Below are 20,868 nucleotides of genomic sequence, written 5' to 3'. Positions count from 1 at the left end.
GATCTGGGGGATTCCATGACGTTTCTTTCTTCTGCTCTTACTTCCCGACGTCCGCTGCGGCTGGGTTTCCATCTCCTCCTGGCCGTTCTCCTGTGCGCTGGCCTCGCCATCGCGGTTCCGCCGCCGGGCGCCAACGCAGCAGGCCCGACGCCGTTGCCGACTGTGGTGACGCGGACTTCACCCGCCACCGTGGTTCCCGGCAATACCATCTCCCTCTCCTTCACCCTGAGCGGGCCGGCCCAGGAAGTGGGATTCGCGTACGTCAACGAGGACACACTGGAGCAGGCCATTCTCTACGGACCCACCAGCGCAGCTCCGGGACCCTACAGCGCCCAGGCCAAGGTGCCGGTCAACGGAAGCGCGTTCAAACGCACGGGCCGGTACAAACTCCTCAGCGTCAACATCGTGCTTCCCGCGGGGCAGGGATCCGTGCGCTACGGCCGCGACGGCAACATCCTCTTCTTGAGCCAAGGCCTCGAAGCGCCAACGCAGCGGCCCGGCGCCCTGGACGGCGTGGACTTCGCCGTCAACAACCCCAATTTCCCGCTCATCGACAACCCCAATACCAAAGCACCAGTCGTGTCCGGAGTGGCCCGCTACGACCAAGTGCTGACCACTGACAACGGCACCTGGACCTACCCGCCCACCGGCTTCGCCTACCAGTGGCTGCGGAACGGCCAACCCATCGCAGGCGCTACCGTCAACAGCTACCGGGTGGCCGAAGCCGACCTGGACCAGACCCTGTCCGTCCGGGTCACGGCCACCCGCGCAGGGTACCGGGCTGTGTCGGCGTCCTCCCTGCCGCTCACCCCCACCTCCCCCATCACCGCAACAGCCCCTGCGCTCCAAGGCAAGCTGACCGTGGGCGAAAAACTCACTGGTGTCTTCAACGAGGGCAGCGTCTCCACCGGGACAGCCGGCGGTGCCGTCAGCGTCAGGTACGAATGGGTGCGGAACGGTACCCCGATCAACGGGGCCACCGCCAAAACCTATACGCTGACCGCGGCCGACCGTGGCGCCGTCGTCGGCTTCCGCGCGGTAGTCCAGGCCGGCAATCCGGCCACGGCCACGCGCCCGTTCACGGTGTACAGCCGCACCGTGGTGCGGAACAAGGCCCACAATGCAGGGTTCGACGCCGGTACCTCCTTGGACCTGTTTGCCCGGAACGCCGCGGCGAACCTTCTCCTCTACCCAACGGATGGCGCCGGACGATGGCAAGCGGCGAAAACCATCGGGTATGGCTGGGACGTGTTCGACCTCGTGTTCAACGCTGGCGACTTCAACGGCGATGGGTTCAACGACGTCCTGGCACGCGACGACGCCGGCACCCTTTTCCTCTACCCAGGCAACGGGACGGGCGGTTGGCTGCCGCGCAAGGAAGTCGGCTGGGGATGGGACGTCTTTGACTCCGTCATCGCAGCCGGCGACTTCTCAGGAGACGGCACCAACGACCTCCTGGCCCGGACCCCTGCAGGCGCTCTTGTCCTCTACCCCGGAAACGGCGTGGGCGGTTTCCGCTCCCCGGGCGCGGTAGGCCAGGGCTGGGATGCCCTCAGCCAACTCTTCTCCCCCGGCGATTTCGACGGTGACGGCAACCCCGACGTCATGGGCCGCGACAATGCCGGGAACCTCCGCCTCTACGGCGGCAACGGCAGCGGGGGCTGGACCACTGCACGGTCCATTGGCACCGGCTGGAATGTCATGTCGCGCATCGGCGGCGCAGGAGACTTCAACGGCGATGGCCTCAACGATGTCTGGGCGATCGATTCCGCCGGGCAGCTCAACATGTATTACGGCAACGGCAGCGGCGGCTGGAAGGGCGCGGGTGTAGTCGGTTGGGGCTGGGGCGGATTCACCGCCGTTTTCTAAGCCGATTTTGGTTGAGTTTTGGGTTTGACTTGTCTTTTCCCTGAACTTTTGCCAGTAAATTCCCAGACTGTCGTTCCGCCGTTGTACTCTCAATTCACTGACACCGCCGGCCATCTGGGACCGGCTTGATTTGGGGGAACAATGGGGATCACTCCTTTGCGCCGTGTGCGTCATTGGTTGGCCGCGATTGCGGGCGGAATCATTCTGGCTGGCGGGCTGGGCTTGGAACCTGCAGCTCAGGCCGATGACACGTTCGCGCCGGTGCCGGTGGCCGTCTCCACGACACCGGACTCGATCGCTTCCGGCGGACAAGCAACATCCAGGGTTACGGTCCAAGCTTCGGGTCCCATCACCGACGTTTACGTGCTCTTCCGCAACACTGCCACTGGCAAGCTCCATACGCAGATGACCCAGGGCTCCTACAGCGCTGCCGACTCGACCTACTCGTTCGACGTGTTCTTCGCTCAAGGCACTCCGCCAGGAACGTATGTTGCGCAGTACCTGCAGATCCTCACTGCTGCCGGTCAGGAGTTCGGCTACTGGCGCGACGGTTCACTGATCCATAACCCAGGCAATCTTCCGGGCTCCGGCACTGCTGCGGTGGCTCTGGATGCCCTGGACTTCAATTACGTAACACCCGTGGACATAGACCGGCCCCACACCTCAGGCTCCTACCGCACAGAGTTCTGGGATCCTTACACGATGAGCCTTTTCATCCGTGACTCCGGGGGCCGTCTTGGCCTCTTCCCAACCGGTGGCAACGGTACATGGAAGCAGGCCTATGAAGTTGGCTCCGGGTGGAACATCTTCAACCTGATGTTCTCCGCCGGAGACTTCAACAATGACGGCGAGAATGACGTCATTGCCCGCGACGGCGCAGGTTCCCTCTTCCTCTATCCTGCCGATGGTCAGGGCGGCTGGTACCCCCGTCAGCAGATTGGTTGGGGCTGGGGTATCTTCACATCTGTTTTCGCAGCTGGCGACTTCAGCGGAGATGGCAACAATGACCTCTTGGCCCGCAAGTCTTCCGGGGAACTCGTGCTGTACCCGGGCAACGGATACGGCGGCTTCCTCGGTGCGTCAACAGTTGGCTGGGGTTGGAGCGGCATGACGTCTGTCTTCTCACCCGGGGACTTTAACGGCGATCACAAGCCCGACGTGTTGGCCCGCGATTCGGCAGGAAACCTGCACTTCTACGGCGGCAATGGGTACGGAGGATGGACCACCAGCGGCGTGATCGGCCAGGGCTGGAACGCTATCACCAAGCTGGGAGGAGCGGGAGACTTCGACGGCGACGGCGCCAACGATGTCTGGGGCATCGACACCTCCGGCCAGATGCGCATGTACTACGGCAACGGCTCCGGTGGTTGGAAGACCTCGGGCGTGGTCGGTTGGGGCTGGGGCGGCTTCAACGCCGTCTTCTAAAAGCCTTAGATACGTCATCCACGAGGGGTCCGCGCCGATGGAAGCGGCGTGGTCCCTCTGAGTATTTTTCCAATTTTTAATTACCGCTGCCCAAATCAGGCAGCTTCTTTCCTGGAGGAACCCCTTGGAGACCAGTACTCCTATGCCTGCCGTTGCGCGCAAGCGACGACGCTTGTTTTCAGTCCTTGCCGCGTCCGTGGTGGCCGGTTTGCTCGTCACCTCTGCGCTGCCTGCAGAAGCGGCTGTGCCGGCGATTGGAGTGCCTGCGCGCTTGGTCTACGTCAGTACCCCACCCCAACTGGGCGGCGATGCAACCGTCGGCGGCCTGCTGGAGATGGACATCTCAAATACATTTACCCATGTGTCACCCGAGGGAGGGACTCCGGCCGTTTCATTCGCATGGACACGTGACGGAACTGTAATCCCAGGTGCAACTGGAACAACGTACCGCGCAACGTCAGCTGACTTGGGACGAGTCGTTGCCGCTTCCGTCACGATCACCTATGACGCGGACTCCTCAACGACGATTCAAGCCTCCCACCCGCTGCGAGTGGCGGCAGCTGCCCGTGCCCGCGGATTTAATGGCGACGGGACACTGGATATCTTTGCCCGGGACGCCTCGGGCAGGCTCCTGCTGTACCCCACCGACGGGCGCGGTAACTGGCAGCCAACCCAGGTGATCGGGTGGGGTTGGAACAACTTCAATCTGTTGGTCTCGCCTGGTGACTTCGACGGCGACGGCACGGTGGATGTTCTGGCCCGGGACGGTCAGGGACGCCTCTTCCTGTACCAAGGGAACGGTTCTGGTGGCTGGAAGAAGGCACTTCAAGTTGGCCAGGGTTGGCAGAGTTTCACGGACCTCATCGCGCCCGGAGACTTCAACGGGGACGGCACAAATGACATTCTCGCCAAGGACTCGGCCGGCAACCTGGTCTTGTACCCGGGCAACGGTTGGGGTGGCTGGCTTACCCCCCGCAAGATAGGCCAAGGATGGGAACGATACTATGCCGTCGGTGCCGGGCACTTTCTTGGCACGCGAGACCTTGTTGTTCTCACCCGCCCTTTCTGGGGAAACCTCGAAGTGCGAACCACTCACCGGAACGGTTGGTTCGAAGAATATGGCATGCCTGGCGGTTTTGCCGGATCCATCGGCTGGGGCTGGGAATCGGTAGCACGCATCGGCGTAGCCGGCGACTTCAATGGCGATGGAGACTCCGACGTTTACGGAATAGACGGCAACGGCCGTCTCACCATGTACCTGGGCGACACTTCGGGTTACTCGCACTTCGGCATATCCGGTTACCGCTGGAGGGGTTCCTCGGTTGTCGGCTGGGGTTGGGGTGGCTTCACAGCAGTGTTCTAGACCGCATCCTTCCGCCTTTTGGCATAAAAGCACCTCACGAGGAGAAGTGGAAATGACGAAGTCTTTGACCCGATCCCCAGGGCGCCATCTGCGTATCCTGGCATTGGTCCTGACGGTCATGCTGGCCGGTCTACTACAGCAGAGCCCAGCGGCTGAGGCGTCTCCGTTGGAGGCACAAGCATCAGGCGTAAACTCCTACGTTTGGCCGCCGAACCCGGCGTTCCTGACTCTGGCAGCGGCAACCACTGCCCCGATTCCGGTGACCGGCGAGATGCGCTTGAACTTTACGGTCGCCCGTCCGGCAATTCGTCTTAGTGTTGTGATGGTCGACCCATCTCAAGCCACAGAGATATTCCTATCCTGGAAACAGCCGCTTGGCGGGGAACCACAGGTGTCAGGGGCGGCAGTGCGTTCTGTCCCGGCAAGCGACGCAGAAGGAAAGTACACACTGCGACAAGCCACCGTTCACTTCGCCGACGGTTCAAACGCCACCATACGGCCAAAGAAATTTGGAGCGAGCTCACCGGCAACGGATGACTTCCCTCAAGCTGCTTTTGACGTCAGCAACCCGGCCCTGAGACTTCAGCCAAATGTGAACCTGACCCCCGCCTACGTTGAGGGTTCCCCCGAAACCGGTATTTGGGCGAAAGCCAACCTTGGCTCGTGGGAAGGGGGAATATCACATGCCGACTATCAGTGGGTGCGGGATGGCGTGGACCACGAAAGAAAGACCTACGAGTATGACTTTTCCTCCTTTGACGTTGGCTCACTGATTTCCTTCAGAGCGGTGGTGTATGCGCCCGGCTACCTGCCCACAGCGATTGTTTCAAAAGCGGTGGGGCCCATCATTCAGCCACGACGCCCGAAAGTACTGGGCGAAGGAGCCGTTGGCTCTATTCTCCGAACTGACTTCAACCTCACCGAAGTGGCTGTTCCGTCCGGGGCAAGTCCAGTTGTCAAGTACCGGTGGGTGGGACCTCCCTATGCGGAGCGCCCGGGCGGTGCGACGTATCGTCCAACCCCGCAGGACCAAGCCCACGGCTACTCCGAGCACTACGTCGCCGCTGAGGTCACTGTTTCCTCCGGCTGGGACACTTTGCGGCTTGTAACCAGCGAATGGAAGGAAAATATCAAGGATTCCCACTGGTCCAGTGGTCTCGACGGCGATGGAACAACGGATGTCTTGGCCCGCGACCGGTCCGGCATCCTTAGCATGTATCCCACATCAGCCCAGGGCGGGTGGTCGGCGCCACGTGCGATCGGGCAGGGATGGTCTGAGATGACGTCCATCTTCAAGGCAGGCGATCTTGACCGCGATGGTAAGAACGATGTCGTGGCCAGGGACGCCGCGGGCCGCCTGTTAATATACCCGGGAAACGGCCAAGGCGGCTGGCTCCAGCAGCGGCAAATCGGCACTGGCTGGAACGTCTTCAACACTATTTTTGCGGCAACCAGCACGAACATGGACGGTGGTCATAGCGGCATCTACGGCCGCGACGCCAACGGAACTCTCTGGCACTTCGCCAGTTACAGCGGCGGGGGCCTGACCTACGGCGGGCACCCGGTAGGAACCGGCTGGAACATGTTCAACACAGTCTTTCCGGCCGGCGACTTCAACGGCGACGGCGTCGAAGACCTGATGGGGCGAACACCTTCTGGGCTGCTTTACAGCTACCGACTGAATGGCTCCACCATCGACCAACGCCAGGTCATCGGTGTTGGGTGGCAGGTCATGGCCAGAGTTGGCGCTGCCGGCGATTTCAACGCAGACGGTCATCAGGACGTTTATGGGATCGACTATTCCGGCCGAATGCACATGTACTACGGGAACGGGGCCGGTGGCTGGAAAGGGTCCTCCGTCGTCGGCTGGGGATGGGGTGGCTTTACCGCCGTTTTCTAGGCCTAGTCAACGCTCTTGATCTTCACCACGAACACCGCTCCCAAGAGCCCAATGACGGCGGCGGCGACGTACAGCGAGACGTAGCCGCCCCAGTACGCGACAAACGGGAACGCGATCAGTGGCGCTACAACCTGGGGCAGCGAGTTCGCGATGTTGATGATGCCCAGGTCCCGGCCGCGGTCCAGCGCTGTGGGCAGGACCTGGGTGATCAACGCGAAGTCCACGGCGAGGTAGGCGCCGAATCCGATTCCCAGCACCAGTGCACCGGCAAGTCCGCCGATCCACGTGGGGGCAAATGCAAGAATCAATGACGCCACAGCAATGATGACGGAAGAAGCGATGACCAACGGCTTCCGCTTACCCATCCTGTCGCTCAAACGCCCGCCAAGAACGCTGGTGATGATCACAGTAACGGCATACAGGCCGGTCAGAATGAGAACGCCGAACTCCGGCTTGATGCCCTCGGTTTCCTCCAGGTGCACGGCATCGCTGAGGAAGAAGAGCAGGTACAACGTCACCATGTGGTTGCCTGTACTGACCAAAAGCCGGGTCAGCCAAGCCCACGCAAAGTCCGGGTAGCGTTTGGGCGAAACCCAAAAACCTTGAACGAACTCAATCACTCCAAGAAGGAGCCCCACCCATGTGAACGGCGTCCGTTCACGTGGGGGCAGCGGCTGATCATCGCTCTTGAAAAGATAAAGCACGACGCCGGCCAGCAGCGCTGCGGCGCACACCCAGTAACCAGCGGCGAAGTTACCCGCCACAACGGCGGCGATCACCGCGCCGACGAGGATGCCCACGGTTTGTCCCATGGCCGCCAAGCCTCCGACCGTGCCGCGCTGGGGCACCGGCACGCGGTCCGGGACAGCGGCAGTGATGGCGGCGTACATCGCGTTGGCTCCAGCCTGTACAAGGCACCACAACACGGTCATGACGGCAACGTTGGGAGCGCCTGCCAAGGCGACCAAAGCCGCAGCTCCAAGGATGGCACCCATGAGCACCCAGGGAACACGCCGCCCGAACCGTGAGGTTGTGCGGTCGCTGAAAGCGCCGAACAGGGGGTTGGCCACCATGGAAACGGCGGCACCACAGCCGGTGACCAACGCCAGGATCGCTTCCTTCTGGCCGTCATCAAAGTGGGCTGCCTGCTGACCCAGCAGTACTTGGAGGGGTCCAAAGAAGGCAGCGTTGATGCCCAGGTTGACCAGCACCACTCCTGAGACCCATATCGGCCGAACTGGAAGAACAGGTTCGGCAAGCGCCGTGGTTGTTCCGCCGCGGACGATGGCAGGATCCGGCACCGGACCCGGCAGGTCGGACAGGCTCATGGCAGGTTCCCCCTCATTGAATGTTTGGATTCAGCCTAGCGCGGCGAAGCGGCACTGAACGGCCGTAGAGCCCTTTGTCCACATAGGCCGCTGCAAGCGCTGCCTTAGCCCCCTCGCGAGCGTTAGTGTGGCCTCACAGCGATTGAGGAGAAGCACTGTGAGCGAGCAAGTAAATACGGCCGATCTCTACGACGAGCGCGGCGAGGAACTGGAGTCGATAGCCGTCCAGTTCCACAACCTGGGTGGGCACACCCACTTCAGCGGGCCAGTCCGCACTATCCGGTGCTTTGAAGACAATGCGCTGGTGAAGACGGTCCTCAACACGCCCGGAGAGGGCGCTGTTCTGGTCATCGATGGCCAAGCATCTCTGCGGACAGCACTCATGGGAGACCTGATTGCTGCCAGCGCTGTGGCCAACGGCTGGTCCGGTGTGGTCATCAACGGAGCCATCAGGGACCGGGAGGCCATCGCCCGCCTGCCCCTTGGCGTCAAGGCCCTCGGGAGCAACCCAAAGAAAAGCGCCAAGACGGGAGTTGGCGAAGTGGACGTCGAGTTGGTGATCGATCGCGTCCGCATCCAACCCGGCGTGATGATCTACTGCGACCCGGACGGCATCCTGATCGAGCGCTGAATCCTCAGTTTGGGCCCGACTTAGACGGAAAGTGGAAGAAATATTCTCCCAGCGGGAATCAACCTGGCAGTAAGATAGTTACTGAAAGCAACTATCCTGCTTAATCCACTTTTCTGCCACCTCTGGAGAAGATATGTCCAAAACCACGCCCGTTCGGGCCGCCGGTGAGGTTCTGACCCATCGTCAGACACTCACGGTCATGGTGGGACTCATGCTCGGCATGTTCCTGTCCTCGTTGGACCAGACCATTGTGTCCACGTCCATCTACACCATCGCCAACGATCTCGACGGCCTCTCGCTTCAGGCCTGGGCCACCACCGCATACCTCATCACTTCAACGGTGAGCACGCCCCTGTATGGAAAGCTCAGCGACATCTTCGGCCGTCGTCCGCTGTACCTCGTGGCCATCGTGATCTTCCTGGCCGGCTCGCTGTACGCGGGCTCCGTCCACTCCATGACCGAACTGGCGATTGCCCGCGGCATCCAAGGCCTTGGTGCCGGTGGCCTGCTGGCCTTGGCACTCACCATTATTGGCGACATCGTGGCGTTGAAGGACAGGGCCAAATATCAGGGCTATTTCATGTCCGTCTTTGGCATTTCCTCCGTACTGGGCCCGGTGATCGGTGGAGCCTTCGCCGGCACGTCCAACATTCTGGGCTTTGACGGCTGGCGTTGGGTCTTCTTCATCAACTTGCCCATTGGGCTGGCCGCTCTTGTGGTGGTCTTCATGTACCTTCATCTGCCAGCCAGGCACGTGAAGCAGAAGATCGACTACTGGGGTGCTGCTGCCATCACGCTGGCCATTGTTCCGCTGCTGCTGGTAGCAGAACAGGGTCGCGTGTGGGGTTGGGCATCGGGCGCCTCCTGGCTCTGCTACGGCCTCGGCGTCATAGGCATCGTGGCGTTCCTGCTCGCCGAGAAGCGAGCAGGTGACTACGCGCTCATTCCTCTGCGTCTCTTCAAGAACATGACGTTCGGTCTGTCATCGCTGCTGAACTTCATCATCGGCATCGGCATGTTCGGCGCCATCGCCATGCTGCCGATGTACTTGCAGTTGGTAAAGGGCCTCACACCCACCGAGGCTGGCCTGATGATGATCACGTTTACCGTTGGCATCCTGTTCGGTTCCATTTCGGCCGGCCGCACCATCTCGTCGTCCGGCGTCTACAGGATCTTCCCGATCATGGGCACAGCCATCCTTGCCGGCGCTGCCACCGTGATGGGTTTGGTACTCGGCGTCGATACCGGGTTGTGGGTCCCGGGTCTGATCGCTGTGTTCTTCGGCGTCGGACTGGGCTTCTGCATGCAGCCGCTCACCCTCGCAATGCAAGTGTCCGTTCCGCCGAAGGACATGGGCGTGGGCACATCCACGGCCGCCTTCTTCCGTTCGATGGGTGGCGCGGTAGGCACCGCGGTGTTCATCTCCATGCTGTTCAGCGTCGCGGCCGACAAGATCGCCGACGGCATGAAGACTGCCGCTTCCAGCCCGGACTACCAAGCACTCATGAAGGACCCGGCCGTGGCATCGGACCCCGCCAACGCCAAGCTGTTCGACTTCTTCAATAACGGCGCCAACAATGAGTCCTTGAACGACACCAGTTGGCTCCACTCAGCCAACAGCACGCTGACCAGGCCTATCACCGAGGGCTTTGCCCAGGCGATCGACATCGTCATGCTGACGGCAGCCGGGCTCATGCTCATCGCCTTCCTGATCAGTTTCGCGTTGCCCAACAAGAAACTCACCGACCCGAAGGCCGCAGCCAAGGAATCGGTGCCGGCGCACTAACAATATGGATCACCTCAGCATCTTCCGGACGCTGAGTAGAACGAAAGGCAGCCCTCGGGCTGCCTTTCGTTGTATAACCAAGCTGCTCCGGACAGTGCCGGTGTGTTCAATAGGTTTTGGCAAGGGTCCGGCCTTCCGCAGCAAAAACACTCTCTTCCCAGTACAGCTCACACGGAGGCGCCGCCCAGCGAGCTCACAGGCACCAAAATAGACACCCATGCGTTCACAACGTGAATGCATGTCACGTCTGTCACTTGACTGGAACTCGGGCGATATGACGTGCCACACTGTGTAGCGCGAGTGCACCGGCGTCCCCGTCGGAACAGCCGACGACGTCCCGCACATCGCTCCCACAACACCATTCCCCAAGGGAGACCCATGTCCAGTTCCAGCACCGAAGGCGCGCCCCCAGTTTCGCGGAAAGTGATCGGCCTGGCCGTCGCCGGCGCGGTGGGTGGCTTCCTCTTCGGCTTCGATTCCTCCGTGGTCAACGGCGCCGTGGACGCGATGGCGGACGAGTTCGTCATGAGCGAGGCATTGACCGGCTTCGCCGTTGCGGTTGCGTTGTTAGGCTGTGCCGCCGGCGCCTATTTTGCCGGCAAGATTGCGGACCGCTACGGACGCATCCCCGCCATGAAGATCGGCGCTCTGCTGTTCCTTGTGAGCGCCATCGGCACAGGCCTTGCCTTCAGCGTGTGGGACCTGATCTTCTGGCGGCTCGTCGGCGGTCTGGGCATCGGCCTCGCCTCGGTCATTGCTCCCGCCTATATCTCCGAGATTTCGCCCCGCCACGTGCGTGGGCGCTTGGCTTCGCTTCAGCAGCTCGCCATCACCACAGGCATCTTCGCCGCACTGCTCTCTGACGCAGTTCTGGCCAACTCGGCAGGCGGCGCCGGGGGCACGTTATGGCTTGGTATCGAGGCTTGGCGTTGGATGTTTATCGCCTGCGCCGTTCCGGCAGCCGTGTACGGCTGGATCGCCTTCCGCTTACCCGAGTCCCCTCACTTCCTGGTGCTCAGCGGCAAAGAAGACCAAGCGCGAACCATCTTCAACAAGCTCATCCCCGGCGAAGACATTGAGCGGCACATCCGCGAGATCCGCGAATCCATCCAGCAGGAACAGCTCTCCACCAAGAAGGGCTCCCTGCGCGGCAACAGGTTCGGCCTGCTGCCAGTAGTGTGGATTGGCATCATCTTGTCCGTGCTGCAGCAGTTCGTCGGCATCAATGTCATCTTCTACTACTCCACCACGCTGTGGAAGGCCGTCGGGTTCCAGGAAAAGGACTCCCTCACGATCTCCGTCGCCACGTCCGTGACCAACATCCTGGTGACCCTTGTGGCTATCGCTTTGGTGGACCGCATTGGACGTCGACCCATCCTGCTCACCGGTTCCATCGGCATGGCTGTTTCCCTGGGCGTCATGGCGCTGGCCTTCTCTTCGGCAACCGGGTCCGGCTCGGAGATCACTCTCCCCGGCGCGTGGGGCCCTGTTGCCCTGGTTGCCGCCAACGTATTCGTGATCAGCTTCGGCGCCTCCTGGGGTCCGCTCGTGTGGGTACTACTGGGCGAGATCTTCCCGTCCCGGATCCGCGCCCGCGCCCTGGGCCTTGCTGCCGCCGCGCAGTGGATCGCAAACTTCGCCATCACACTCAGCTTCCCCATCATGGCAGCAGGTTCGCTGCCACTGACGTACGCCATGTACGCGGCTTTCGCGGCGGCGTCGTTCTTCTTTGTGATGTTCAAGGTTCCGGAGACCAACGGTATGTCCCTTGAGCAGGCCGAAACGTTGTTCGTTCCCAAGGGAGCGCCGGTGGCGCCGTTGCCGGTAGCTTCCGACGAACCCAAGTAAGCACGCGACACCGGCAACATGCACAGCGAGCCCCGCGGATCACCGCGGGGCTCGCTGTTTATCCGTGCGGACTACACGAGGTGTGGCTCATGCGAGGTCAGGTACCCACGGCCACTGACGGAGATGACGATCGCGATCACCATGGCAACCGCGCCGGCAAAGAACGGAACCTGCGGTCCGAAGCGCTCGCCGAGTTGCGCCGCCGCGAACGGAGCCAGCGCACCGCCCATCCAGCGCACAAAGTTGTAGCCCGCTGAAGCAACAGGACGCGGCGAATCAGATACGCCCATGGCCAGTTCCGTGTAAACCGTGTTGTTGACGCCCAGCAGGGCACCTGCCACGATGACAAGCACGACGACGGCAGCCACTGAGTGCCCCGCGGCCAGTCCCAGCCCCACCAGGTCAAGCATGAGGACAGCCAGCGTGCCAGTCAGGACCTTCACTGCGCCGAAGCGCTTCTGCAGAACGGGAGCGACGAATACTGAGAACACGGCAACGGCGACACCCCACCCAAAGAACACTCCCCCGATTCCGTAAGCGTCCATGCCCAGGATGAAGGGCGTGAACGCAAGAATCGTGAAGAACCCATAGTTGTAGAAGAGCGCACTGGCTGCAGTGGTGCGGAGTCCCTTGTGGCCCAACGCCAGGAGCGGGTCACGCAAGCGGGATTTCTTTGCCGGGGCGGGCGTTTTCGGAAGGAGAGCCAGAAGGGCGACAAAGGCTGCAGCCATGAGGACAGCGGTACCAAAGAACGGGGCTCGCCACTGCCACCCGCCAAGGAGGGCGCCTAAGAGTGGGCCGAGCGAAATGCCCAGGCCCAGGGCTGCTTCGTAAAGAATGATGGCCGTGCCGGTTCCACCGCTGGCCACGCCGACGATCACGGCAAGGGCTGTCGCAACGAACAGCGCATTGCCGAGGCCCCAACCGGCGCGGAACCCGACCAATTGTTCAACACTGCCGGAAAGCCCGGACAACGATGCGAACACCACGATGATGGCAAGGCCGATCAGCAGCGTTTTCTTTCCACCGATCCTTGACGACACGAAGCCACTGATCAACATGGCGATGGCTGTCACCAGGAAGTAGCTGGTGAACAGCAACGACACTTCACTGGTGGACGCCTCAAGGTTCTTGGCAATTGCGGGCAGGATGGGGTCCACCAGGCCGATGCCCATGAAGGCGAAAACGGCGGCGAGGGCGGTGGCCCAGACGGCCTTTGGCTGCTTGAGGAAGGAAGCTTTTTCAGCCTCCAGCGTGGTTTCGAGGGTTGTTTCGGCGCTTGCTGAAGCGTCAGCCAACTGGCGTGACATTCAATGGCTCCTTGTCGGTGCTGGTTTTCTGGTTGTGCTGGATTTTTTAGTTCTGGAATGAGCTGTTTAGTTTGGCGATCACGGGCAGTGCCGCGGCGAGCTGCCCGATTTCGTCGCTGCTGAGGCCCTGAAGGAGTTCGGCCACCATCGCGTTGCGCCGCTGATTGGCAGACTCGACGGCGGACGTCCCGGCTTCGGTGATGACCACCTGGACTGCTCGGGAATCGTCGGGATCCTGCTGGCGGGTAACCAGGCCGGCTCGCTCGAGCTTGATGATTTGCTCAGTAGCGCTGGGGACTTTGATGCCCAGGTTCTTGGCGATGTCGCCCACGCGAAAGCCGTCGTCGGAGACCATGGACAGCAGGCTGAGCTGCGCGGCGGTAAGGTCACCTTCAGGATCAAGGCGACGGAACATGTACACGCCGAGACGCAGTGACTCGCGAAACTCCTGCGCGAGATCAAGTAACCGGGGATCAAAGGTGCTCATATTTAGGTATCCTAATAGTTAGGTAACCTAATAGTCAATACGCTGGTCCGCCTGAGCCAAAGTCTTCTGCCCGGCCCCGGCTACCTCGGCCGGTGAAACAGCTGATCGACCATGCCCGGGGAGGGGCGGCGCTGATGATCGGTAGCTATGCCCTGTTGGCGTGCTGATTTCCAAGGTGTGGACGTCGCCAGGCAACTGCTGCGCCACCCAGCCAGGGTTTTCCTTGGTGTGATTGCAGGCTTCGCAGAGTCCTGCACTGTTGGTCACGGTGGTGGCGCCACCTGATTGCCACGGGATGATGTGATCGATATGCCTAATGGGCGCGTCGCAGTAGGGCGTGCGGCAAGTATCGTCCCGGACTTCGATGAAACGCCTTGACCTCGGCGGGAAGAGTCGCGCCTTCGAGTCCATGGTGATGAGCTCCCCCGTTGACGGCGCTGTGTAGAGGCGGCGAAGCCACACGGTGAACTCCGGATCCTTCGTTGGCGACGGACTACCGCCCGTCGCCACCTGCCTCCTTTCACGAGACTCGTCCAAGGCAGCCCCTCCGGCGCCAACCAAGGCTCTCGCCCATGCCGCCGGGACGATTCCGTAGCCCTTGAGACGAGCCGGCTCACTGTCCCCTTGGAACAGCGTGCGGTCAGTCATGATGACCTCAAGGTCGACACCACTTATTCCGCCGCGCCTGCCGGTAATGCGTTCAACGAGGGTATCCGCCATCATTTGGCCCCTGTTCCGTGATTCGCCAGCGGACCGCACAGAGTCCGCCTTCCGGGTGAGGGCGGCATACACGGCAACCCCTTGGGCGACAGGAAGCAGGGCGGTCAGGTACGTCATGGCGTCCGGCGCGGGGCGCAGGCTGACGTTCCGCTCCGTGGCAGCGTGACTGGCGCGCTGGGCAACGGTGCGGGGATCGCGACGATAGGCGGCGGCTTTCGCTGCGGCGATGATGGCTTTGTCGCCGACACCATCGAAGGTGCCGGCGTCAGGTGCGAGTTCCTCGTCCACGGCGCGCCGATCCTCCAAGGAGAGGCATGCCGTCTCTTTCACGAGCAAGGTGGCGCGCCATTCATTGAGCTGCCCGGATTCCAACGCAGCCATGGTGCGCGGCATCTCCGTCACCAACGCTTTGGCCAGCCCGAGGAGACGCGAGCCGCGGCTTGGTGATTCGCGACGCGCCAAGGCGATCTGCGCCCCCGAGCCCTGCCCTTGCTCGGATACGGGAATGCCAACCGACGCTTGCTCACGGCGCTGCGCGAGATCGAAGGCTACGGCCGCCCGCGCCTGGACGCCTGCGATAGCCGACTTCAGATCCTCCAAACCGCGCAGCTGATCAATCAGCTCACCACAGGTCGACCCAAGGCAAAGGGCCCTCAGCAGCCCCATGAGAGCGGAGAGGCTGGGCGCGGAGCCGTCAGGCTGAGGCGCCATCAGCAGGGCATGTGAGTCCGAATCAATCGCTTGCCGCTCCCGAATCTTCTCCATGGCCCAACTCTTCCAGCGAGCCAACGGCCCCGTAAGGCCGGAAGCTGCCTATGTGGAAAACGCAGGCCGAACTACCCCGCAGCGGGTCCCGGCTCAGAGCGTCAGCTTCATGCCCTCATGGCTCGCGACGAACCCCAGCCGCTCGTAGAAACGGTGCGCGGCCGTACGGGATTTATCGGTGGTGAGCTGCACCAGGGAGCAGCCCCGCTCCCTTGCCTGCTCAACAGCCCACTGGATCATGAGCGCCCCAACACCGTGGCCGCGCAGCACCTCCGATACCCGAACTGCCTCGATCTGGGCACGCCAGGAACCCTTGCGGGACAGCCCCGGAAGGTAGCTGAGTTGGAACGTGGCCACCACATCGCCGGCGAGCTCACCCACCACCAGGAGGTGGGCCGGGTCGGCGTCGATCGCGTCAAAAGCCTGCTCATACGGCGCTAAATCGCCGGCATCTTCGCGGGTGGCACCCAGTTGGTCATCTGCGAGCAGCGCGAGGATCCGCGGCAGGTCGGCTTTGGTGGCGCGTCGAAGGCTGAAGATTCCAGGCCCGACGGCGGCGGTCATCAAAGTTGGTGCGGTACCAAATTCTGCAGTCACCACCCCAGCATGCCATTCTGCGTCGGAACCTAGTGTTGCTAAGTACCGGTACTTAGTTCTACTATGTAGTGGTAGCTAGTAATACTGAGTAGTGGAGGAGGTGTCCAATGGGCAAGCAGATGACGGAGATGCTCAAAGGCACATTGGAGGGCATTGTGCTGGCTCTCCTGACCGGAAAGGCAGCGTATGGATACGAGATCACCACGTCGCTCCGGGAGCAGGGCTTCGCCGAGATCGCTGAGGGCACCGTGTATGCGCTGCTGGTCAGGATCGAGCAAAAGGGGCTGGTGGACGTTGAAAAGCGACCGTCCGAAAAAGGGCCACCTCGCAAGGTGTACACGCTCAACGCGCAGGGCCACAAAGAACTGAACGAATTCTGGAACACCTGGAGCTTCCTGTCCGGTCGGATTGAAGAGCTCCGCAAGGAAGGAAAATAACATGGCAGCAAAATGGATCGAACTGGTCACCGGATCACTCGAGCAGAAGAAGCAATACAAGCAAGCCAAGGCGCGGCTGGATTCCCTGCCCGAGCCCTACCTGACCGTAGCCACCGCCTTCAACCGCTACCTCATGTACTACGGCGGCGTCACTGAGGGGGACACCATGGTTCAGATGCTGACGGATTTCGCAGATCTCTGGGACCGCGCCGCCATCGACGGCACGCCCGTGACTGAGATCGTCGGCGATGATCCCGTCGAGTTCGCAGAGGCCTTTGCCCAGGCATACGGCGGAAAGCGCTGGATCGATAAGGAACGCGAGCGCCTCATCAAGGCAATCGATAAAGCGAAGGAGGCGGAATCATGACCGCTGCAGCAATCCGGGTAGAGGGCATCGAGAAGTCATACAAAGACCTCCATGTGCTCCGCGGAGTGGACTTCGAGGTAGCGGCCGGCAGCATCTTTGCCCTCCTCGGATCCAATGGTGCCGGCAAGACCACCATAGTGAAGATCCTGTCCACGCTGCTCAAAGCGGATGGCGGGCAGGCCGCCGTCGAGGGCTTTGATGTTGCGACGGAGTCGCTCCAGGTGAGGCAGTCCATCAGCCTCACGGGCCAGTTCGCCGCAGTGGATGAGGTCCTGTCCGGCAAGGAGAACCTGATCCTCGTGGCGAAGCTCCGGCACTTGAAGAACCCGGGACAGATCGCCGATGAGTTGCTGGCGCAATTCAGCCTCACGGAGGCAGGGTCCCGCAAGGTGGCGACATACTCAGGCGGCATGCGTCGCCGGCTGGACATCGCCATGAGCCTGATCGGCAATCCAAAGGTGATCTTCCTGGACGAGCCGACCACCGGCCTTGATCCGGAGGCCCGGCTTGAGGTGTGGCAGATCGTCAAGAACCTCGCCCATCAAGGGACCACGGTCCTGCTGACGACGCAGTACCTCGATGAAGCCGAGCAACTGGCAGACCGGATTGCCATCCTCCATGAGGGCCGCATCATCGCCAACGGCACGCTGGCAGAACTGAAACAGCTGCTGCCCCCGGCCAAGATTGAATACGTCGAGAAGCAACCGAGCCTGGAGGACATCTTCCTGGCGCTGGTGGGCACCGGCACCGGCGCCCAAAAGGTCAGCAACGAGTCGGTAAAGGACAGGTCATGAACACCCATTTCTTCGCGGACACGTCTGTGCTGCTGGGCCGTTCCATGCGGCACATCTTCCGCAGCGTTGACACCATCATCACCACCGCGATCACCCCGATCGCCCTCATGCTGTTGTTCGTCTACGTTTTTGGCGGCGCCATCAAGACCGGCGCTGAAAACTACGTCAACTACCTGCTCCCGGGCATCATGCTGATCGCCATCGCTTCGGGCATCGCCTACACGGCGGTCCGGTTGTTCACGGATATGCAGAGCGGCATCTTTGAACGGTTCCAGTCCATGCCGATCGCGCGTTCCTCGGTTCTCTGGGCACATGTCCTGACGTCCTTGGTGGCCAACGGACTTTCGCTGGTGATCATTGTGCTGGTGGCGCTCCTCATGGGGTTCCGAACGTCGGCCAACGTGCTTGACTGGCTGGCCATCGCAGGCATCCTCGCTTTGTTCACCTTGGCGCTCACCTGGATCGCCATCATCGCGGGCCTCTCGGCAAAGTCAGTGGACGGTGCCGGCGGGTTCTCCTACCCGCTGATCTTCCTTCCATTCATCAGCTCAGCCTTCGTCCCGACGGAAACCATGCCCGGTCCGGTCCGCTGGTTCGCAGAGAACCAACCGGTCACCTCCATTGTGAACACCATCCAGGATCTGTTCGCGCAGCGTCCGGTGGGCAGCGACATCTGGGTTGCTCTGGCGTGGTGCCTGGGGATCCTCATCGTCTCCTACGCCTTCGCCACCGCAGCCTACAAGCGCCAGATCGCCTGAACCACTGAAAACAGCGTCAAACCAAGGCCTAAGCTCCCCCTCCGTCAGGGTGGGAGCTTTCGCCATACAGACCGATTCGCCATTTGTCAGACATTGGCTATAGCTTTATCGAACACATTTGTAACGGCCGTCACTATTGTGGCGGGTCCTTCGAAGGGTTCTTGAACTAATGTCCGATCAGACAACACAGGGGCAGCTCCGCGCCTCCAGCAGGGACAGCGAGCCCCACCTGTCACGCTCGCTCAGCAACCGCCATATCCAGCTCCTGGCCATCGGCGGCGCCATCGGAACCGGACTTTTCATGGGCTCCGGCAAAACCATTTCCGTTGCCGGCCCCTCCGTGATCTTTGTGTACATGATCATCGGCTTCATGCTCTTCTTCGTCATGCGCGCCATGGGTCAGCTGCTGCTGTCCAACCTGAACTACAAATCATTCAGTGACTTCGCAGGCGACCTCCTGGGCCCTTGGGCCGGCTTCTTCACCGGCTGGACCTACTGGTTCTGCTGGGTAGTCACCGGCGTGGCAGACGTCATCGCGATCGCGGGCTACGCCAACGAACTCTGGCCGGGAGTCCAACTCTGGATCCCGGACATCGCCACCATCATCATCTTGTTGCTCCTCAACCTGCCTACAGTCAAGGCGTTCGGCGAGACCGAATTCTGGTTCGCCCTCATCAAGATCGTCGCCATCGTGGCGCTGATCGTCGTTGGCTTGGTCATGATCTTCACGGGCTTCCAGTCCAACGCAGGAACTGCGAGCTTCACCAATCTCTGGAGCCACGGCGGTTTCTTCCCCAAGGAATTCATGGGCTTCGTGGCCGGTTTCCAGATCGCCGTCTTCGCCTTCGTCGGCATCGAGCTTGTTGGCACTGCAGCAGCCGAAACCAAGAACCCGGAGCACAACCTCCCCCGCGCCATCAATGCCATCCCCCTGCGCGTCATGCTCTTCTACGTAGGCGCCCTCATCATCCTCATGTCCGTCACCCCGTGGACCGAGTTCAAGGCCGGTCAGAGCCCGTTCATCGCCATGTTCTCCCTCGCCGGTTTGGGAATGGCAGCCACCGTGGTCAACCTCGTAGTGCTCACCTCGGCCATGTCATCGGCCAACTCGGGCATCTACTCGACGTCGCGCATGGTCTACGGCCTGGCCAATGACGGCGACGCCCCGAAGCTCTTCGGCCGGCTCTCCAGCCGTAAAGTACCCCAGAACGCCCTGTTCCTCTCCTGCGTCCTGCTGCTGGCCGGCGTCGCGCTTCTCTACGCGGGCAAGGACGTGGGGGTCGCGTTCGACATGGTGACCACCGTGTCCGCCGTCTGCTTCATGTTCGTGTGGTCGATCATCCTGGCCAGCTACCTCGTGTACCGCAAACGCCGCCCCGAGCAGCACGCGGCCTCGCCGTTCAAGATGCCCGGCGGCATCCCGATGGTGTGGGTTGTCTTCGCCTTCTTCGCGTTCCTCGTCTGGGCGCTGACCACGCAGCCGGACACGCTCACCGCCCTGTTGGTGACGCCCATCTGGTTCGCCATTCTCGGCGTCGCCTACGCTGTGGTCCGCAGGACGCCCCTCCACCAGGCCCGCGTGGCCGAATGGAAAGCCATGTCCGAGGCCGAAACCGCGGCAGCGCGCTGACTCTTAACACGCGATAACAATCAGAGCCCGACGTCGGAACCCAACTTGGGTGCCGACGTCGGGCTCTTCCGGTGCAGGGACAGCAAAGCCTCAGGCGAAGTACACTCCGATACGGTTGCCGTCGATTTCCTCGATGCGGATGTCGATGTCGTAAACGTCGTGCAGCATCCCGGCGCGCATGATGTCCGAGGGCGTGCCCTGATGGATGAGCCGGCCGTTTTTCATGGCCAGAATGGTGTCCGAGTAGCAGGACGCGAAGTTGATGTCGTGGACCACCAGGACGATCGTCTTTCCTAGCTCGTCGGCCAAACGCCGCAGCAGCCGCATCATTTCCACGGAGTGCTTCATGTCCAGATTGTTGAGCGGTTCATCGAGCAGCAAATATTCGGTGTCCTGCGCCAGGACCATCGCGATGTACGCGCGCTGACGCTGACCGCCGGAGAGCTCATCCACGAACTTGTCAGCCATGGAGGTCAGATCCAACTGCCGGATGGCTTCGTCCACATGCTCAAGATCCTCCACCGTGGGCCGGCCGCCGCTGTGTGGGAAGCGGCCAAAAGCCACGAGGTCGCGGACCGTGAGCCGCATGGTCAGGTGGTTTTCCTGCCGCAGGATGGCCATGGTCTTGGCCAGTTCCTTGCTGGGCGTCGCTGTGACATCCAAGCCAGCCACCGACACTCCCCCGCCGTCCATGGGCTGGAGGCGGCTGATCAGCGACAGCAGCGTGGACTTGCCCGCGCCGTTGGGACCGATGATGGAGGTGATGCCGCCGCGAGGGATCTCGCAAGTGACGTCGTCCAGTACAGTGGTGCCGCCGTAGCGCTTGGTCACGTTCCGGACGGTAATCATGGAT

Annotated in this window: 18 protein-coding genes; 12 read left to right on the top strand and 6 right to left on the bottom strand. The window is 61.7% G+C overall.

Annotation, left to right across the window (positions count from 1 at the left end):
* Positions 1-15 precede the first annotated feature (15 nt).
* From AB4Y77_RS16245 to AB4Y77_RS16230, 4 genes are all read left to right on the top strand, one after another.
* On the top strand, positions 16-1,869 hold the full coding sequence (locus tag AB4Y77_RS16245; protein ID WP_442014620.1) for an FG-GAP-like repeat-containing protein: 1,854 nt from the start codon (positions 16-18) through the stop codon (positions 1,867-1,869).
* Between the two features lie 141 nt (positions 1,870-2,010).
* Entirely contained in the window at positions 2,011-3,294 is a 1,284-nt protein-coding gene (locus AB4Y77_RS16240) for an FG-GAP repeat domain-containing protein (RefSeq protein WP_442014619.1), read from the top strand.
* Between the two features lie 142 nt (positions 3,295-3,436).
* Positions 3,437-4,657, top strand: coding sequence for an FG-GAP-like repeat-containing protein (locus tag AB4Y77_RS16235; protein ID WP_442014618.1), 1,221 nt, complete (start codon positions 3,437-3,439; stop codon positions 4,655-4,657).
* Positions 4,658-5,249: 592 nt separating this feature from the next.
* A complete protein-coding gene (locus AB4Y77_RS16230; RefSeq protein WP_442014617.1) occupies positions 5,250-6,557 on the top strand; it encodes an FG-GAP repeat domain-containing protein in 1,308 nt (435 codons plus the stop codon).
* A gap of 2 nt (positions 6,558-6,559) precedes the next feature.
* Here the strand turns inward: AB4Y77_RS16230 and AB4Y77_RS16225 are convergent, their stop codons facing one another.
* On the bottom strand, positions 6,560-7,885 hold the full coding sequence (locus AB4Y77_RS16225) for an MFS transporter (RefSeq protein WP_442014616.1): 1,326 nt from the start codon (positions 7,883-7,885) through the stop codon (positions 6,560-6,562).
* A gap of 157 nt (positions 7,886-8,042) precedes the next feature.
* Here AB4Y77_RS16225 and rraA point away from each other — a divergent pair, with 157 nt between their 5' ends.
* The 3 genes from rraA to AB4Y77_RS16210 all read left to right on the top strand — a co-directional run bounded on the left by rraA (position 8,043) and on the right by AB4Y77_RS16210 (position 12,150).
* Entirely contained in the window at positions 8,043-8,516 is a 474-nt protein-coding gene (rraA, locus tag AB4Y77_RS16220) for a ribonuclease E activity regulator RraA (protein WP_442014615.1), read from the top strand.
* 133 nt (positions 8,517-8,649) lie between these two features.
* Positions 8,650-10,302 (top strand): MDR family MFS transporter, encoded by a 1,653-nt coding sequence (locus AB4Y77_RS16215; RefSeq protein WP_442014614.1) that lies wholly within the window; start codon positions 8,650-8,652, stop codon positions 10,300-10,302.
* Between the two features lie 378 nt (positions 10,303-10,680).
* Complete coding sequence (locus AB4Y77_RS16210; RefSeq protein ID WP_442014613.1) at positions 10,681-12,150, top strand: sugar porter family MFS transporter; 1,470 nt, start codon at positions 10,681-10,683, stop codon at positions 12,148-12,150.
* A gap of 71 nt (positions 12,151-12,221) precedes the next feature.
* Here AB4Y77_RS16210 and AB4Y77_RS16205 read toward each other — a convergent pair whose 3' ends face one another.
* The 4 genes from AB4Y77_RS16205 to AB4Y77_RS16190 form a co-directional block, all read right to left on the bottom strand.
* On the bottom strand, positions 12,222-13,460 hold the full coding sequence (locus AB4Y77_RS16205; protein ID WP_442014612.1) for an MFS transporter: 1,239 nt from the start codon (positions 13,458-13,460) through the stop codon (positions 12,222-12,224).
* Between the two features lie 46 nt (positions 13,461-13,506).
* Positions 13,507-13,947: a MarR family winged helix-turn-helix transcriptional regulator gene (locus AB4Y77_RS16200; protein ID WP_311212011.1), complete on the bottom strand. Its 441-nt coding sequence runs from the start codon at positions 13,945-13,947 to the stop codon at positions 13,507-13,509.
* 27 nt (positions 13,948-13,974) lie between these two features.
* The gene (locus AB4Y77_RS16195) at positions 13,975-15,333 is read right to left on the bottom strand and encodes an HNH endonuclease (RefSeq protein ID WP_442014661.1); all 1,359 of its coding nucleotides are present in this window, start codon (positions 15,331-15,333) and stop codon (positions 13,975-13,977) included.
* 192 nt (positions 15,334-15,525) lie between these two features.
* Complete coding sequence (locus AB4Y77_RS16190; protein WP_442014660.1) at positions 15,526-15,996, bottom strand: GNAT family N-acetyltransferase; 471 nt, start codon at positions 15,994-15,996, stop codon at positions 15,526-15,528.
* Positions 15,997-16,136: 140 nt separating this feature from the next.
* On the opposite strand from AB4Y77_RS16190, the gene AB4Y77_RS16185 reads away from it, so the two are divergent.
* From AB4Y77_RS16185 to cycA, 5 genes are all read left to right on the top strand, one after another.
* Entirely contained in the window at positions 16,137-16,466 is a 330-nt protein-coding gene (locus AB4Y77_RS16185; protein ID WP_311212009.1) for a PadR family transcriptional regulator, read from the top strand.
* 1 nt (position 16,467) lies between these two features.
* Positions 16,468-16,833 carry a DUF1048 domain-containing protein gene (locus tag AB4Y77_RS16180; protein ID WP_311212008.1) on the top strand — a complete coding sequence of 122 codons (366 nt, stop codon included), beginning with the start codon at positions 16,468-16,470 and terminating at the stop codon, positions 16,831-16,833.
* Positions 16,830-17,627: an ABC transporter ATP-binding protein gene (locus AB4Y77_RS16175; protein ID WP_311212007.1), complete on the top strand. Its 798-nt coding sequence runs from the start codon at positions 16,830-16,832 to the stop codon at positions 17,625-17,627. The genes AB4Y77_RS16180 and AB4Y77_RS16175 overlap by 4 nt, the downstream gene beginning before the upstream one ends.
* Complete coding sequence (locus AB4Y77_RS16170; protein ID WP_311212006.1) at positions 17,624-18,385, top strand: ABC transporter permease; 762 nt, start codon at positions 17,624-17,626, stop codon at positions 18,383-18,385. The genes AB4Y77_RS16175 and AB4Y77_RS16170 overlap by 4 nt, the downstream gene beginning before the upstream one ends.
* A 169-nt stretch (positions 18,386-18,554) precedes the next feature.
* Positions 18,555-20,015, top strand: coding sequence for a D-serine/D-alanine/glycine transporter (gene cycA, locus AB4Y77_RS16165; protein WP_442014611.1), 1,461 nt, complete (start codon positions 18,555-18,557; stop codon positions 20,013-20,015).
* Positions 20,016-20,105: 90 nt separating this feature from the next.
* On the opposite strand, the gene AB4Y77_RS16160 is transcribed toward cycA, so the two are convergent.
* Positions 20,106-20,864 carry an iron ABC transporter ATP-binding protein gene (locus AB4Y77_RS16160; protein ID WP_311212005.1) on the bottom strand — a complete coding sequence of 253 codons (759 nt, stop codon included), beginning with the start codon at positions 20,862-20,864 and terminating at the stop codon, positions 20,106-20,108.
* Positions 20,865-20,868: the final 4 nt, after the last annotated feature.

Origin of the sequence: Paenarthrobacter sp. YAF11_1, assembly GCF_052113445.1 — a bacterium.
GTDB lineage: Bacteria > Actinomycetota > Actinomycetes > Actinomycetales > Micrococcaceae > Arthrobacter.
This window is presented reverse-complemented; position numbering and strand designations above follow the sequence as displayed.